The 14,427-nt window shown below is 38.2% G+C and carries 16 protein-coding genes; 8 read left to right on the forward strand and 8 right to left on the reverse strand.

Features of this window, described 5'->3' with window-relative positions; genetic code table 11:
* Positions 1 to 253: 253 nt before the first annotated feature.
* The gene (locus D0T56_RS07490; protein WP_163319526.1) at positions 254 to 1,021 is read right to left on the reverse strand and encodes a zinc ribbon domain-containing protein; all 768 of its coding nucleotides are present in this window, start codon (positions 1,019 to 1,021) and stop codon (positions 254 to 256) included.
* Between the two features lie 285 nt (positions 1,022 to 1,306).
* On the opposite strand from D0T56_RS07490, the gene recO reads away from it, so the two are divergent.
* Positions 1,307 to 2,029, forward strand: a complete 723-nt coding sequence (gene recO / locus D0T56_RS07495) for a DNA repair protein RecO (protein ID WP_163319527.1) — start codon at positions 1,307 to 1,309, stop codon at positions 2,027 to 2,029.
* 22 nt (positions 2,030 to 2,051) lie between these two features.
* On the opposite strand, the gene D0T56_RS07500 is transcribed toward recO, so the two are convergent.
* A complete protein-coding gene (locus D0T56_RS07500; RefSeq protein ID WP_163319528.1) occupies positions 2,052 to 2,669 on the reverse strand; it encodes a GIN domain-containing protein in 618 nt (205 codons plus the stop codon).
* Between the two features lie 379 nt (positions 2,670 to 3,048).
* On the opposite strand from D0T56_RS07500, the gene D0T56_RS07505 reads away from it, so the two are divergent.
* The 4 genes from D0T56_RS07505 (at position 3,049) to D0T56_RS07520 (ending at position 6,163) form a co-directional block, all read left to right on the forward strand.
* Positions 3,049 to 4,011 (forward strand): aldo/keto reductase, encoded by a 963-nt coding sequence (locus D0T56_RS07505; protein WP_163319529.1) that lies wholly within the window; start codon positions 3,049 to 3,051, stop codon positions 4,009 to 4,011.
* Positions 4,012 to 4,077: 66 nt separating this feature from the next.
* Positions 4,078 to 4,881, forward strand: coding sequence for a hypothetical protein (locus D0T56_RS07510; RefSeq protein ID WP_163319530.1), 804 nt, complete (start codon positions 4,078 to 4,080; stop codon positions 4,879 to 4,881).
* A gap of 86 nt (positions 4,882 to 4,967) precedes the next feature.
* Positions 4,968 to 5,534 carry a hypothetical protein gene (locus tag D0T56_RS07515; protein WP_163319531.1) on the forward strand — a complete coding sequence of 189 codons (567 nt, stop codon included), beginning with the start codon at positions 4,968 to 4,970 and terminating at the stop codon, positions 5,532 to 5,534.
* An 8-nt stretch (positions 5,535 to 5,542) separates the two neighbouring features.
* A complete protein-coding gene (locus D0T56_RS07520; RefSeq protein ID WP_163319532.1) occupies positions 5,543 to 6,163 on the forward strand; it encodes a murein L,D-transpeptidase catalytic domain-containing protein in 621 nt (206 codons plus the stop codon).
* 22 nt (positions 6,164 to 6,185) lie between these two features.
* Here the strand turns inward: D0T56_RS07520 and D0T56_RS07525 are convergent, their stop codons facing one another.
* The 4 genes from D0T56_RS07525 to D0T56_RS07540 all read right to left on the reverse strand — a co-directional run bounded on the left by D0T56_RS07525 (position 6,186) and on the right by D0T56_RS07540 (position 10,111).
* Entirely contained in the window at positions 6,186 to 6,965 is a 780-nt protein-coding gene (locus D0T56_RS07525) for a hypothetical protein (protein ID WP_163319533.1), read from the reverse strand.
* A 198-nt stretch (positions 6,966 to 7,163) separates the two neighbouring features.
* Entirely contained in the window at positions 7,164 to 7,550 is a 387-nt protein-coding gene (locus tag D0T56_RS07530; protein ID WP_255491098.1) for a DUF5856 family protein, read from the reverse strand.
* A 741-nt stretch (positions 7,551 to 8,291) separates the two neighbouring features.
* Entirely contained in the window at positions 8,292 to 9,608 is a 1,317-nt protein-coding gene (locus tag D0T56_RS07535; RefSeq protein WP_163319535.1) for a hypothetical protein, read from the reverse strand.
* A gap of 215 nt (positions 9,609 to 9,823) precedes the next feature.
* Entirely contained in the window at positions 9,824 to 10,111 is a 288-nt protein-coding gene (locus D0T56_RS07540; RefSeq protein WP_163319536.1) for a YtxH domain-containing protein, read from the reverse strand.
* 265 nt (positions 10,112 to 10,376) lie between these two features.
* On the opposite strand from D0T56_RS07540, the gene D0T56_RS07545 reads away from it, so the two are divergent.
* The 3 genes from D0T56_RS07545 to D0T56_RS07555 are packed head-to-tail and all read left to right on the forward strand — an operon-like array spanning position 10,377 to position 12,344.
* A complete protein-coding gene (locus D0T56_RS07545) occupies positions 10,377 to 11,000 on the forward strand; it encodes a DUF4230 domain-containing protein (protein WP_163319537.1) in 624 nt (207 codons plus the stop codon).
* A gap of 8 nt (positions 11,001 to 11,008) precedes the next feature.
* The gene (locus tag D0T56_RS07550) at positions 11,009 to 11,590 is read left to right on the forward strand and encodes a phosphatase PAP2 family protein (RefSeq protein ID WP_163319538.1); all 582 of its coding nucleotides are present in this window, start codon (positions 11,009 to 11,011) and stop codon (positions 11,588 to 11,590) included.
* Positions 11,583 to 12,344, forward strand: coding sequence for a hypothetical protein (locus D0T56_RS07555; RefSeq protein WP_163319539.1), 762 nt, complete (start codon positions 11,583 to 11,585; stop codon positions 12,342 to 12,344). The genes D0T56_RS07550 and D0T56_RS07555 overlap by 8 nt, the downstream gene beginning before the upstream one ends.
* A 51-nt stretch (positions 12,345 to 12,395) precedes the next feature.
* Here the strand turns inward: D0T56_RS07555 and D0T56_RS07560 are convergent, their stop codons facing one another.
* Complete coding sequence (locus D0T56_RS07560; protein WP_163319540.1) at positions 12,396 to 13,589, reverse strand: PBSX family phage terminase large subunit; 1,194 nt, start codon at positions 13,587 to 13,589, stop codon at positions 12,396 to 12,398.
* Positions 13,576 to 14,076 (reverse strand): terminase small subunit, encoded by a 501-nt coding sequence (locus D0T56_RS07565; protein ID WP_163319541.1) that lies wholly within the window; start codon positions 14,074 to 14,076, stop codon positions 13,576 to 13,578. The genes D0T56_RS07560 and D0T56_RS07565 overlap by 14 nt, the downstream gene beginning before the upstream one ends.
* Positions 14,077 to 14,427 lie beyond the last annotated feature (351 nt).

Raw genomic sequence — 14,427 nt, forward strand, 5'->3', positions numbered from 1 at the left:
CACAATGAGTATCGTAATATTCTGGCTAAATTTATTAGAAAGTTTTTCGATATTGGCAATATTACTTTAAGGTAGAATACACATCATTTTTCGTTAGTTTGAAATGCGTCCGGAATAACAGTCTTACTTGAGCAGTGATGCTTGGGATTTCTGATTCCGGACATTCTTTTTATCCACAGCCTCATCTATCAGCATGAAGCCACAAAAAAAGCCACACCGTTTCGGGTGTGACTTTCTTCTGAAATTTTATGTTTTACTCTTCAGTAGCACCTACTAATTCGGGATCGACCATAATGCGTCCACAATATTCGCAAACGATAATTTTCTTACCCATTTTAATATCCATTTGCTTTTGAGGTGGGATTTTGTTGAAGCAACCACCACAAGCGCCACGTTCGATACATACAATGGCAAGACCATTGCGGGTGCTTTTGCGAATTCTTCTGAAAGCCTGTAAGAGACGAGGTTCAATTTCGGTTTCCACGTTTTTTACCTCTTCTCTGATTTGTTCTTCCTGTTGTTTGGTTTCTGTTACGATTTCGTCCAACTCGTCTTTTTTCTGTTTCAGGTCGGCAGATCTTTCCGTCAACAATTCTTTGCTTTTTTCAACCTGTTCGCTCAGATTTTTCGAGTCTTGTGTAAATTCCCGTATTTTTTTCTCGGCAAGTTCTATTTCCAACGATTCAAATTCAACCTCTTTGCTTAGGTGGTCGAACTCTCTGTTGTTGCGAACATTGTCGAGTTGTTCTTTATACTTCGAAATTTTCATTTCGCTTTCTTGTATCTTTTGTTTCTGTTGGCTGATAGATGCTTCTGCATTTTTAAAATCGGCTTCAAACTTACCGATACGAGTATTCAAACCCACAATTTCATCTTCAAGGTCGGCAACCTCAAGAGGAAGTTCGCCTCGTAATATTTTGATTTTATCTATTTCCGATAATTTTTCCTGAAGGCTGTAAAGTGTTCTCAATTTTTCTTCAACCGTTACTTCCTTTTCTTTTTCTTCTTGCTTTTTTGTCATAATTTCAAAAGATTTTATATTTAATTGTTATACCTCAATAAAAAAATGCAGTAATAGAACAACAATTGTTTTGTTCATTTACTACATTCGTCACAGTCCGACAGGAACCAGTCAACCATCTTTCTGTTAGATTTTTTCAAAATTCAAACCGACCCAGTCAATTTGTAGACGCAAATATATAAAAATAATGAGCATTTGTCAAATTTGATGTTCTATATAATCTTGAAATACTTGAAAAAACGTAAATTTGTAGCTCTTTTCAATATTTTTTTACGACATTAGGGAGTGCAACATAAAATCAACGGGATAGTCCTGAATACAATCAATTACAACGACAAATATATTCTTGTCCAAGTCTACACCGAACAATTTGGGCGGGTCACTTACATGGTGTCTAAAGCCAAAAGCAAGAGTTCGAAATTTCATCGTAGTTTTTTTTCGCCACTCACTGTTCTGAACATGGAAGTGGAGCATCAGACGAGCCGCAGTATTCAGCGGATAAAAGAGTGCAGGATAGAATTTACTCAAAATTCTATTGCCTATGATATGACTAAAACGTCGATCGTATTTTTTCTATCCGAATTTTTGTCGAAAATATTGAAAGAAGCAGATGAAAATCCACCTTTATACAAATATCTGAGATATTCGCTCGAAATGCTTGAGTCGAGCAATAAAAGTGTAGCAAACTTTCATCTGGTGTTTATGCTCAAGCTGACTCGGTTTCTCGGTTTTTATCCGAATCTTGAATCTTACGCCACCAACTCGTATTTCGACCTCATGAACGGGGAATTTTGTATAAGACAGCCTTTACACAATCATTATATAAAACGGGACGAGAGTTTTGTCCTGTCTCATTTGGCACGTATTTCGTTCGAAAATATGCACCATTTTCAATTTTCGAGAAATGACCGCACCAACATTATCAACCGCATGTTGGAGTATTACCGGATTCATCTGCACGATTTTCCCGCACTCAAGTCATTGGATATATTACACGAACTGTTCTAGGTGACCGGTGTGTCTTCTACCCTTATTTTATGTTATAAGCCTTGCTGCCTGACTTGTTGACTGTTTTAGGTGAACCTTTATATTTTATTGATCCCGTTCCGTTGAGCGCAGCATCGAGGCGTTGAGCAACCCTGACTTTTATATTTCCCGAACCGTTAATCTTACAATTTGCCACCTGTAATTTCAGTCCGTTCGCATCAATATTTCCGCTACCATTAATCAGCAGTCTCCCTGATTCGGCTTCACCTTTCATCTTGATATAGCCCGAACCATTGATAGATGCCGAAACGGGTCCTAGCTTGATATCTTTCATTTCGATTTTTCCGGAGCCATTAAGTGTAACCTCCGATAGAAATGGCGATTCTGCATAAATGGTGCTGCGTCCATTGTTTTTGAGGATCAGCTTACGTTCCTTTATTTGGTAAAATGTAGTTTCGTCTATCCGTACATACGATTGCCCTACTTTGCTCTGAGCGCAAACCACATCGGACGAGCCTTGAATAATAATCTCGTCAAACTCTTCAACAAACAGGTGCTTGTAGCGGGTGTTGTTATTTCCCGCATCTTTGTTCGATGAGCATGAAACCATGCTTAGCACAAGAAAAAGTAATGCAATGTTTACTGCGATTTTTTGCTTCATGTTGCTTTTATTACGTTGAAAGCGAATCAAACATCTAAAAAATAGATACTTCGACGTTTTCAGGATGAAAAAGTGTACAAAACTAGAAACTCAAGATGATTTCAACAATGTTTTTGCACAAAATCTGACTGCAAATTCGTGTTAATAATCTGGATTAATGCTATATTTGTCTAAATTCAACTAATTCATGCCAATCAGTATTTGGTTTTTATAATGAAATGTTGGTTTAGATTGTACAATATCTTTTCAGTAGGGGCGAATAAACATTCGTCCTGATTTCGGGCGTATGTCAAAAGTAAGGACACATCCCCCTACAATCGTTGTTATCGAGTCTAAATCAACGTTTTCGACTACTGAATCGCATAAATAACTTAAAGCTATGATATACAAATATTGCGGAAAAAGCGGATTACAACTCCCGATGATGTCTCTGGGGCTTTGGCACAATTTCGGGGGGATTGACAGTTACGAAAATGCAAGGGCAATGCTGCGCTATGCGTTCGATCAGGGAATTACTCATTTCGACATTGCCAACAACTACGGACCACCTCCGGGTAGTGCCGAAATCACATTCGGGCGGATGATGAAAAGCGATTTTGCTGCACATCGCGATGAGTTGGTCATATCATCAAAAGCTGGTCATCTGATGTGGAACGGGCCATACGGAGACGGAAGTTCCCGCAAATCTATCATGGCAAATATAGATCAAAGCCTGAAGCGTACAGGTTTGGAATATTTCGACATCTTTTACAGCCATCGCTACGACGGGGTTACACCTGTTGAGGAAACAATGCAGGCTCTTTCCGATATCGTTCGCCAAGGGAAAGCATTGTACGTAGGATTGTCTAAATATCCATTCGAAATGGGGCAGAAAGCCTACAAAATATTGAAAGAAAACAAGACTCCTTGCCTCATTTACCAAGACAGGTACAGCATGTTGTCTCGTGATGTGGAAAAACAGAACCTTGGACTTGCCGCCGCAGAAGGCGCAGGTTTTATAGCATTTTCGCCTCTGGCGCAAGGTTTGCTTACCAATAAATACCTGAAAGGTATACCCGAAAATTCCCGGGCAGCTAAAGACAGTGGTTTTCTTCAAAAATCGGAAGTGAATAAAACTGTTATTTCTAAAATTACTAAACTAAACGATATTGCTAAACAACGCGGTCAATCGTTGGCTCAAATGGCTCTGGCTTGGACGCTTCGTGACGAAAAAGTGACGTCTGTCATTGTCGGAGCTAGTTCCGTTGCTCAGTTGGAAGATAATATTGCTGCTCTTAATAAATTGAAATTCACTCAAAAAGAATTGAAGACAATAGACCAGATTCTGTTGCTATCGGAATAGAAGTGTCCGAAAAATTATTATATTTGTACGGCATACGACAAATCTTAACTGTAAAACAGTCTGGTTATGAGGTATCTATTTTTTATGTTGTCTTTATTTCTACTGCTTTTCTCGTGTGGCGAAACGCCAAAAGATGGTAGAGAGAAGAATCGTCTGGCTCTGAAAAAAGCGAAAGTGAAATCGATGAAAGTCACGCAATATACCTATAAATTCGGGAAAGTTGACGAAGCATCCGGTATTACTTTACTTGAAGCCTTATACGACAACGGATATGTAACGAAAGAAACTCACCCTAACAAGATTATAACTTTCACATATTCAGATTTGAATAAAACCAAACGTCTGGTTAATACGCAAGAGCTTGACACAGCCTTCATTTTGGGGTATCAAACAGACTATGAATACCCTCCCGATGAAGGGATGATTGCCACCCGGTTCAACATAGACAAGGTGATGATGTCGAAAGTTCAGACCAAGAAAGATGAATTTGATAGGGATACGACCATTCTTGTATATGACCGGAACGGCGCGTTATCCAGTAAAACGATGGTCAAATATGACGAAGAGGGCATGACCGAATTGGTCAGATATGGCGCAAACGACCAAATTACAGAAAAAATAGACTGTGTTGCGATTAACGAACAGAACAGGTTATTCATAAAATATAACGAAGGTGGTGCTGCAATAGAAACATACACAGAGTATTATGATAAAGATGGAAATCTGGTCGAATATATCAATAATAGTTTAGACGCTACTCAATACAAACACTTCAAGCGGAAATATTCAAATAATCTGATTGACGAAGAAGTTACATATTTGAGGAATGGAGAACCAAAAAGTTTGATTAAATACATTTATACGAAATAAGTATACCGTTTTTCTTGATATTTATTTCGTAAAGTACTACTTTTGGGGAATATCTATTGTAGTTTTATAAGCGAAATTTCTTAATCATGAAAAAACAGATACCGTATCTGCTACTTTTTATATTTTTCTCACTACTGACTACTAATTGCATAGGCAATTCGAATAAGTATGGATTGGAGGGTGCAAATTCGCTCGATGAGCTCGATTCGCAATCTGATTATGATGCTGCAATTGTGCCGCAATACGAATCTTATTGTAACAAGCGATACAACTATTGCATCAGTTATCCGGTTGCTATTCTGGAACCTCAAGAAAGTGAAGAAGAGGATGTGCGTCAAGTATTCTTATCAGCCAATAAAGAAAACTCCTTGTGTGTATACAGGGACAGTTTTTTAGATGAGTCGAAAAGTCTGGATATCGAAGAGGCTTATCTGTCGGATATTGAAAATGAGAGTTTGAAAAGGGAGTTGAATAAGAGGGTGCTCTACAAAAATCATTATATACTATCCGGAAAATTGCACAATGGCAGATTATTTTATAAAAAAACAATATTGAGAGATTACGAGTTTATTACTGCCATATTGACCTACCGGGAAGAGAGTAAAACGCAGTATGAAGCATTGATAGGACCAATCTTCAGCACGTTCAATTGACACAAATAATGAGGTATTTCATTTTCATATTCTGTTTGTTTTTTGTGTTGGCCAATTGTAATTCAACAACAAATGGCGAGAACAGTGGAGAAAACACGGAACAAGCCGAACAGAGAAATAACCTGAAAGAAAAAGCTGATTCTGCACTCGTGTTTTGCAAACGAAAAGGATTAAACACCGATTTCTGCATCTTGATAGATATGTCGATCCATTCAGGAAGATACAGGCTGTTTGTCTGGGATTTCAAGAAAGGATCAGTGATACATAAATCACTTTGCTGTCATGGATATGGCAAAAAAAGCACCGAAAGCAAACCTGTTTTCAGTAATGTAGAGGGAAGCTACTGCACATCATTGGGCAGATATAAAATAGGGGCACGTTCATACAGTCAATGGGGGATCAATGTGCATTATAAAATGCACGGATACGATAAAACCAATAACAATGCCTTCAAACGTTGGGTAGTATTACATTCGCATACACCTGTTCCGAGCAAAGAGATTTATCCATCACATCTGCCGTTAGGATGGAGTCAGGGATGCCCTGTGATAGACGATGCTTCTATGACCGTGCTGGATAAGAAATTCAAGAAAGCAGCAAAACCCGCTCTTCTCTGGATTTATAATTGATTGCTATTTATATCAGTTGGCTTCAGTTCCCGTAAAAAACCGGAGCGATGAAAGTTCGGTTCTGCCATTTTCCGGTGAAAGGGTTAAGTTCTCGGATTATCCCTCCTTCTATACCGAAATGTTTTGTAATCTTAAATTCGAGAGAACCTCCAAAATAGGTTTGCTGAAACATTCCGGGCACATACATATCGTCGTTTTTTCCGTAAATACTATATTGTCCATACCCGTTCAGCCTGATGCGTTCGTGCAAAAATACTTTCATCTGCCCACCCACACCAAAGGTATTACCGTGTTTGTTGAAAGCATTATATTTGGTTGCATATGGTCCACCCGAAAAGATAATCCACTTTGCAGGCATATAGTTTAGCCTTGCACTGACATTACGCTCAGCACCGACAATCGGCAATGTTTCGTGCGTACTGGCTGTGTTCAACCACATATTGTTGGCTAGAGGCATATTGCTATAATAGGCATAATCGTTGGCAAAGGCATACGACGAATAATTTTCCTCTTGAGCAGGACCAAGATAAACCTTTGGCATGCCAAACCGGAGAAGATGTGGTGCTTCTTCTTGGGCTTTTACACTACTGTTTGGCGTAACCAATACACCATCGAGCAGTTGTTTTTTATCCATTTCTCCAATAAAACCGGACTGGAAATTACTGCTTGATTCAACCGAACGATTTTCTAATGCTTCATTCAGCTTTTGCAGAGTGCTGATAGTATCGGATTGCTGTTCTTGCTGACCATAGGAAGCCAGAATACCGATTGCTAAAAATAATGAAGTAAAGATAGATCTCATTGCTGTCTCCTTTCTTTTTATTTCAGATACTATAAAAGTACTAATTTATATTGTGATAATCTTTCAACGGTATAAAAAATCAGCCTTTATTTAACAAACCTGCGAGATGTATATAAACAAGAAAGCCTCGAAATCACTTCGAAGCTTTCCCAACTTTCTTAATGAAAAAACACTATTATCTAACTACTACTACTTCTCTTATTGAAGTCTTATAAGTCTATATCTTAATTGTTGAATCGCTTCAACATAATCGTCTATTATTGATTGCGTAAAAGCCTCTGTGAACAGCTCTCTACCGGCTTCCGCACAATTATAAAAATCGGTCACATGCTTCACTATGTCGGTTGGCGTTTTTGTTTCCGGAATCACAATGTCCAGATCGCCCAGCATAGCTATCGAAGTTTCGGTAATACGATCAATCACATCTAACAAATCGTCTATCGCCTGATCCAATGCCATGTGTTGCGCATAACTGCCTTTTCCGGTCACATGCCAGTGGTAAAGTTTAAGACTTGAATTGAAAGCAAAAAGACTTCCAATGTATTCAGCCACTTCTGTGTTCTTAGTCTTTGTTATATCTTTCATTTTAGTCTTTGTACTCATTATATTAATAGCTTTTTGTTGTTTCTTATTCATTAAACAACACAAAGCGATATTTTGTTCTGTGCAATAAGGATTTTGATGGTTAAAAACTGTTAATAGCGATTGTCGGGGCGAATGTTTATTCGCCCCGACTGAAAAGATATTGTACAATCTAAACCAACATTTCATTATAAAAACCAACTACTGATTGGCATAATTAATACAATCAGCTAAAGAATTGATCGTGTAATATTATCCAATATAAACTATAATATTTATGGATAAAAAGGGTAACTTTATGGCTAAATTCACTTTTTAGAGTGATAAAATACGAAATTTTTGAATAAAGGATAAAATCTGGTATATATAGGTGAAAATACGAAACTTAAAAATTACCATTTTAGTGTAGCTTTGTATCATAATATGCAAACTTATTTTCTTTAACCTAAAAATGGACTAAAGAATTAGGGTGATATTTGAACATAATTTCAAAACTAACGAAAACAAACTAAAGAAATAAGTAAGTCATCTGTTTTTTATCGGGATATTGTAACATTTAAATGTTCTTCTCGGTTTTGTAGTATCTATCTTCACACTAAGAGACGACAAGTTGATAAAAACAGGGCTTATTTATGACAGTGGCTGTGAAGTCATTTATACCGAGTGCATTTAAGATAGTTTCTTAGAAACTAAAAGGGAGAATGAAGATTCTCCCTTTTTTATTTTATGTTGGTTCGTAGTTGATTATTTTGAAGCAATAGGAATCTCGCTGCCACTTAATGCAAAGTCAAGAAAATATAACTCCAAACCTGAGTTTTGTGAAGTGTTTTTTACTTCTAGTTTTATGGTGCGTGAATTGTTTGTATCGTTCCAATAATATTTGGTAGATGAAGAATCGCGCTTTATCATTGGTTGGCCATAACCAGAAGTCAACTTATCTTTTATGTTATAGAAGTCGCTTATTGGAGTTTGTCCAACAGGATATGATTTCGTGAAATAACCGGAATTCATCACGCCGTTTTTGAAAAATAGAGTGGCTTTGTCGTAATTAACTTCCGAGAACGTTATTTTTCCAAAGTTGATGGCTGATGGGTTGCTAGACTCGATATCGTTCCATCTTACACGTTGGGTTGCGATAAGATGATCTAAAACATCTTCTCTTGATTGTCCGAAATTAATCCCCCAGAAACCTTTAATTTCAGGAGAATCGGTTTTAGCTGTTTGAGAAACAACCGTTTCTTCCGAATACGATTGCACTGCACTTCCATCTGTGTTTGAGGGTGCAGCTAATTCTCCATACGAGTAAATCTTGGTTTTTGTCTGAACTTCAGCTTGAGTTTGCTGAGGTTGTGGCTGTGGCTGGTTTTGTTTCAATGATATTCGAACCGGTTCAACTACCGTTGTCTCTTGCTCGTTCAGTTTATACGTTTTCTGTACGGGTGTGCTCAAATTATTATAATTCGGATTTGTATATGTCTGAGGCTCTTGATGAGGTATCGACTTCTGACAAGTAGAACATTCTTCGTTCGGCTGCTTCGTGCAAGCGCTATATCCAAATGCACTTCTAACAACTACATATTCTCCCCAATTGTCTTTCGATGGTGCGCCAGTAGCCTTTTTGGGGGTAGCAGAGTACTCCTGTTTCGAAGGTTGCTTTGCGTTGAGTGAAGTCCCTGAATATGGCTGATAATTGCTCATCCTTACTTGGGTGGTAGCCTTTTTTGATGATGTTTTACCATTCAAACAACCGTCGGCATAGTTAGGGTAGTGCATGTCGCAACAAATATTATCGGTATTTTGCGTTGGTGCGTAATCATCCGGAATATAGTAGTTCATCCCTGCTACTGTACTCTGGGCTGCTCGTTTACCTTGGGCACAGTCTTCAGTATAGTTGTTTTTTTTCAGATTACACCCTTTGTTATTGCCTGATTGGGAATTTACTGTTCTCGCATTCGACTGTTTTGCCGGATAATAATCATCCGAATAATTTTGCTTGTTTTGAGCCAAACAGAAAACCGAAGCAGTCAAGAACATAGAACTTATGATTATCGTCTTTTTCATCGCTTGATTATTTTATAATTAACGTTCTAACATGCAAATGTAGAACAATATAGCAGAATTTCATTCTTTTTCTTTAAAAAAAATAGAGAAAGGTATAAATTAATATATTAAATTAAGAATATACAAAACTAACAAAGCCCCAAAGACTGAATACTATAACTTGATGATTATAATACTCAACCTTTAGGGCTTTTGACTAGGATTAATGAAAAAAGTCAGGCTTTCGCTTCTTCTGACTTGTTTGAGTTCATTTTTTCTTGCAGAGAACCTTTCAGATCGTCTACTTTTTCTATTAAATCATCTACTTTTCTGTCCAATTTTCTTTTGGCAACCTTCATTTTGCGGTTTGTTCTGTTAGCATAATATTCTGCCTTATCTTTTGTTTTTCCGGCCAATTCGCTTGCATCATCATACAAATCGTCAAACTTTCCGTCTTTAGCCATTTTATACACCACAACTCCTATCGCTGCTCCTGCCAATGCTCCAATAAGTAATTTTTTCATAAAACAGTCTCCTTTCGTTTCTTTAATTTAGTTTTATAAATCTCTTTCTTTTTTCTTAAACGTAATTGTTTAACATTTTGTTCACTGTGAAGTTAATACTTTTTTGTTGAAAAAGAAATATGTTAAAGGGCATTTTTATTGTAATCCGAAATTTGTTTGCCATATATTACACTTTTTTACCTATTTTATGCTTAATGTCGGGAGCATGCACTTCAAAAATAGACTACATTTGTATTTTTATATTCTAAATACATAAGTTTTTTCAATGAAAACATCTTACAAAATACTCATTCTTCTGGTTGTTCTCGGACTTGTGGTGTTGTACATAACCCAATGCAACGCAAAAGAAGATAAAGAGACGGAAAAAGTAACAAACAATATGATTTTGGTCGAAACCAAGGCTTTGGGTAAATTAGAATTGGTTACATATTCCATCCAAAATATGATGCAATATGAAAAAGCCAGGAAGTGGCTACCCAATTCAAAAACGGCATTGATGGTTGTCGGACAGGTTATTGGCTGCATCGACCTCACGAAAATTCAACCGGAGGATATAACAACTAACGGAGACTCGGTCAATATTCTGTTGCCCGCCCCCGAAATTTGTGTAGTGAAAATAGATCATTCAAAATCGAAGGTTTATGATATAAAATATGGCTTCTGGCAAGATGCGAAGCTTGTTGACGATGCTTATGCGTACGCAGAAAGAGAGCTTAAGCGGGAAGCTCTGAAGATGAATATATACAACGATTGCAGGGAAAATATAAAGAAGGTGCTCAACCCGATATTCAAAGCTATGGGCACAGAAAATGTGACATACACTTTCAAAGAAGTCCCATACGACCCGCTTCAGCATCCTGTCGAACACGAATTGAAACAATCATTCTAAAAGAAGTAATGACTCATCTTATCTTATCTTTTCCGCAATGGGATGCGGACTTGCTGGTTTATCTGAACAGTAAAAACGCAGATTGGCTTGATCCGCTAATGGTCTTGGTCAGCAATCATTGGTTCTGGGCCTTTATTTGCTTTTGCATTGTTGCTTTGATGCTATATAAAAGGAGGCGTGACGCCTATCCTGCTATAATATTTTTGTTGATAGGCATGGGGGTGACGAACGGTTTGAACAATGTTTTGAAACTGATATTTGCCCGTCCACGCCCTTGCGTTGCACTTGACGGAACAATAAATGTTTTGGAAGATTGTGGCAGAGCATACAGCTTTTTTTCGGCACATTCGTCAACGTCTTTTTTCTTGGCGGTTTTTGCCTTATTGTATTTCCGTAACAAATATTTTTCCGTCATTGTTCTCGTATGGGCGTCAGTGGTTGCATACAGTCGCCTCTATGTAGGCAAGCATTATCCGTTGGATGTTATTGTGGGTACGGTGTTCGGAATCATTTTGGCTTATATGACTTTTTGGTCTTACCGAAAATATATAGCATCAAAACAAAATACAGATGACCTGGAGGATGAATAGGAGACTTAATATCGTTAAAAATACCGGCTTGTTGCTATCCGCTATATTTTTGCTGATGGCTTGCGGTAACAAGAGTATCTTTTCGGACGCGAAACGAGTGAAAAATATTTCTGTGCTATACCCCGATTCAACAAGTATTAATACGAAAATAGTTTACAATTCGGATGGGCGTATGGTTCAGTTTGAGGAAGTTACGGAGAAGAATGGTTCGGTTTCGACCTTTGCCATAGATTCCATTTTGTATAAGGGTGACACTGTGGTGATGTACGACTACAATAACAATAGAACGTTCTACTATTTCGTGTCGGAGGGACTTGCCCTCGAATGTTACATGACATCCGAAAAAGAAGGAACCTCTTCTGCCTTATTTCATTATATAGATTTTGCCCCGATACGTATCTATGAAACACGAAGCCTGAGTTTTTCCAATAAGCAAGATACTGTTTTTCATATACAATATAATGAAAAGGGTGCTCTCGTCGGTTTCAGAGACAGGTATAACAAGTATAGCTTTACTCCTTCTCAAGAAAAAAATAAAGACAGGCTGTTGCTTCCGCCTATTCATTATGGTGTGTACACGCCTGCTTATTATGCCGGAATCATTGGAAAAACTTCGGCTTACCTGATTGATCACTCCACATCTGCATCAGGAGAAAAAAATAGTTACGATTATACAACCCAAAACAACGAAACAACAGTGACGATGACAAACGAGAGAAACGAAATAACCACTTATACATATCGGACAGAATAGATACATCGTTGTAAGTGAGCTGAATAAAGTTCTGTCCTTTCCTGAAAAATATCACTTCAATCTAGTTGTTCTCACTTTTGGTTTGTTGATACATTTCCCTTCACCCAACTTGTTTAAAGCGACATAGCGGATAGCGTCCAAAGCGTGGTTGAACGAGTCTATCGGTTGGTTGAGGATATTGCCGTCACGATCTTTGCGCCATTTGTAGGCGAGAATTTCTTTGCGGATATTCTTGCTTCGCCGGGTGATTCGTAAAGGATAGCGTTTTAGTATATCTATCCCGATGTTTATGCTGTCGACGCCTTTTTGCGCGCCCTCTATGCGGAATCCTCGGTTTTGGAGTTCCGCAATGCTTTTCGGTTCGGCCGAATCGGCCACAATATTCAGGTCCGACTGTATCCCGTTCTCTCTCAATATTTCGGCGATGTGAGGGTTGGTGAGTCCTGTCTGATAAGCAATTTCATCCAGAAAAAGCATTCCTTCCGACAAACGCACATCTATAATGGAAGTGGGGTCGTTGGTGAAGCCGAAGTCGATTCCAATCCATCTGCCTTTACATTCTTCGGGGATAGCGTCTACTAATTCCCAGTTTTGATAGACCAGTTCTTCCAACTTGCCCGTCAATCCTCGTGCATAGATGCGGAAAAGCTCTTTGTCTTCAATGTTTTCTATCCTTGCATGCTCTTCTTCACTGAGGTAGGGGTTGTGTCTGTGGTCGGAGATTATCAGTTCCACATCATCTTTACCTAACAGCCTGTCATGTACCCAAAATCGGGATGTAGGATTGTAATCGATAAAAATACGTTGACGGGTGCGTATCGCCAATTGCCAATAGATATCGTAACTGATGCCATTTGCTTCGTTTATAAATAGATAGTCACGCTTGCCGCTCCGTGCATCTTGTTCGTCCTCAAAACTTTTAAACTCTATCACCGAGCCATTACGGCAAGTGAATGACCTCTCCGTCTCGTTGGGTTTCGAATACCATCGCCTGTATATGGACGATTGCGACCAGATGCTTTTGGCATCACGGTATGCGCCCGATTTCAGATTGGGAATATCCTGCCCTACGACCGTTGTCACCAGATTAGGGCTTTGCATATTCAAAATGAAAAGCAGGTCGATAATGGTGTAGGTCTTTCCCGAACTCGTCCCTCCCTGATTAACCACCGTCCGCTTATCCGAACTGTAGTTTTTCAGAAATAAAGGTGGTTTGTGTAGCTGTATTTCGTTATTCAACCTCATCTTCGGACGATGCAAATTTAACAGATTCTTTATTTTCTATCGGACTGAGTACGAAATGCGCATTCAGCATATCGCCCGACATCTCCATACGCTCTTTGAATGCACCCACATTTATATGTTTCCCTATCAATTCTAAGGCTTTGAGTGCATTAACGGCATCGAACTCGAAGACCGGATTGCCGTTCGTGTCTTCTACAATCTTGTTTTTCTGAATTTTAGGCTCCACTTTCTGCATACATCTCTCGTGCAGGGCAACGGCTTGCCTTAACACATAATCGGCGTCGATAGACAATCGTTGGCATCGGTCGTTTTTCAGGCTGTCTATCTTTTTCAGAATTCTATTGTTTGTTAAAAGGCTGCACCCCTGTTTGGTAGCCGATCGGCGGCTATAACCTGCACGGATGGCTGCTTGTGTGGCATTGAAATCAATTAGATACTCTTGGCAAAAAATTTCCTGCCGATGAGTTAAGTTTTTATTTTTACTCATGTCTCCCTCTTTTTGTAATAGTTTGTGTGTAATTGTTTCCGACCGAAAAAATGGTCTTGTTCTAATATACGAAAAATAAGATGAAAAAGAAAGTTTTTATACCGGAAAAGTCTGAAAAATGCCGTAAAAAGTAACGTTTTTTCGTATAATTCTGCAAAAAAAGCATAATAAATGCAGATATATTCAGTTTTATATATTACGACAAAGGTTGTGTTCTTATAGTTTGTTAATTATGTATAGCTTATGTGTAAAAACAAAAAGAAAAACATTTATCTTTGAAAATCATTTTTTTTTATTAGAGTTTATATTTAATAGTTTATTAAAGCGTTCTTTTACATAACTTTGTGATTT

The sequence above is a fragment of the Dysgonomonas sp. 520 genome (genome assembly GCF_010501095.1).
In the GTDB taxonomy this organism is placed as follows: Bacteria; Bacteroidota; Bacteroidia; order Bacteroidales; family Dysgonomonadaceae; genus QVMP01.

What these genes read in the sequence shown, in the direction of transcription:
- D0T56_RS07490 (WP_163319526.1), bottom strand. Translation starts at nt 1,021, where the DNA reads ATGACAAAAAAGCAAGAAGAAAAAGAAAAGGAAGTAACGGTTGAAGAA.
- D0T56_RS07500 (WP_163319528.1), bottom strand. Translation starts at nt 2,669, where the DNA reads ATGAAGCAAAAAATCGCAGTAAACATTGCATTACTTTTTCTTGTGCTA.
- D0T56_RS07505 (WP_163319529.1), top strand. Translation starts at nt 3,049, where the DNA reads ATGATATACAAATATTGCGGAAAAAGCGGATTACAACTCCCGATGATG.
- D0T56_RS07510 (WP_163319530.1), top strand. Translation starts at nt 4,078, where the DNA reads ATGAGGTATCTATTTTTTATGTTGTCTTTATTTCTACTGCTTTTCTCG.
- D0T56_RS07515 (WP_163319531.1), top strand. Translation starts at nt 4,968, where the DNA reads ATGAAAAAACAGATACCGTATCTGCTACTTTTTATATTTTTCTCACTA.
- D0T56_RS07520 (WP_163319532.1), top strand. Translation starts at nt 5,543, where the DNA reads ATGAGGTATTTCATTTTCATATTCTGTTTGTTTTTTGTGTTGGCCAAT.
- D0T56_RS07525 (WP_163319533.1), bottom strand. Translation starts at nt 6,965, where the DNA reads ATGAGATCTATCTTTACTTCATTATTTTTAGCAATCGGTATTCTGGCT.
- D0T56_RS07530 (WP_255491098.1), bottom strand. Translation starts at nt 7,550, where the DNA reads ATGAAAGATATAACAAAGACTAAGAACACAGAAGTGGCTGAATACATT.
- D0T56_RS07535 (WP_163319535.1), bottom strand. Translation starts at nt 9,608, where the DNA reads ATGAAAAAGACGATAATCATAAGTTCTATGTTCTTGACTGCTTCGGTT.
- D0T56_RS07540 (WP_163319536.1), bottom strand. Translation starts at nt 10,111, where the DNA reads ATGAAAAAATTACTTATTGGAGCATTGGCAGGAGCAGCGATAGGAGTT.
- D0T56_RS07545 (WP_163319537.1), top strand. Translation starts at nt 10,377, where the DNA reads ATGAAAACATCTTACAAAATACTCATTCTTCTGGTTGTTCTCGGACTT.
- D0T56_RS07550 (WP_163319538.1), top strand. Translation starts at nt 11,009, where the DNA reads ATGACTCATCTTATCTTATCTTTTCCGCAATGGGATGCGGACTTGCTG.
- D0T56_RS07555 (WP_163319539.1), top strand. Translation starts at nt 11,583, where the DNA reads ATGAATAGGAGACTTAATATCGTTAAAAATACCGGCTTGTTGCTATCC.
- D0T56_RS07560 (WP_163319540.1), bottom strand. Translation starts at nt 13,589, where the DNA reads ATGAGGTTGAATAACGAAATACAGCTACACAAACCACCTTTATTTCTG.
- D0T56_RS07565 (WP_163319541.1), bottom strand. Translation starts at nt 14,076, where the DNA reads ATGAGTAAAAATAAAAACTTAACTCATCGGCAGGAAATTTTTTGCCAA.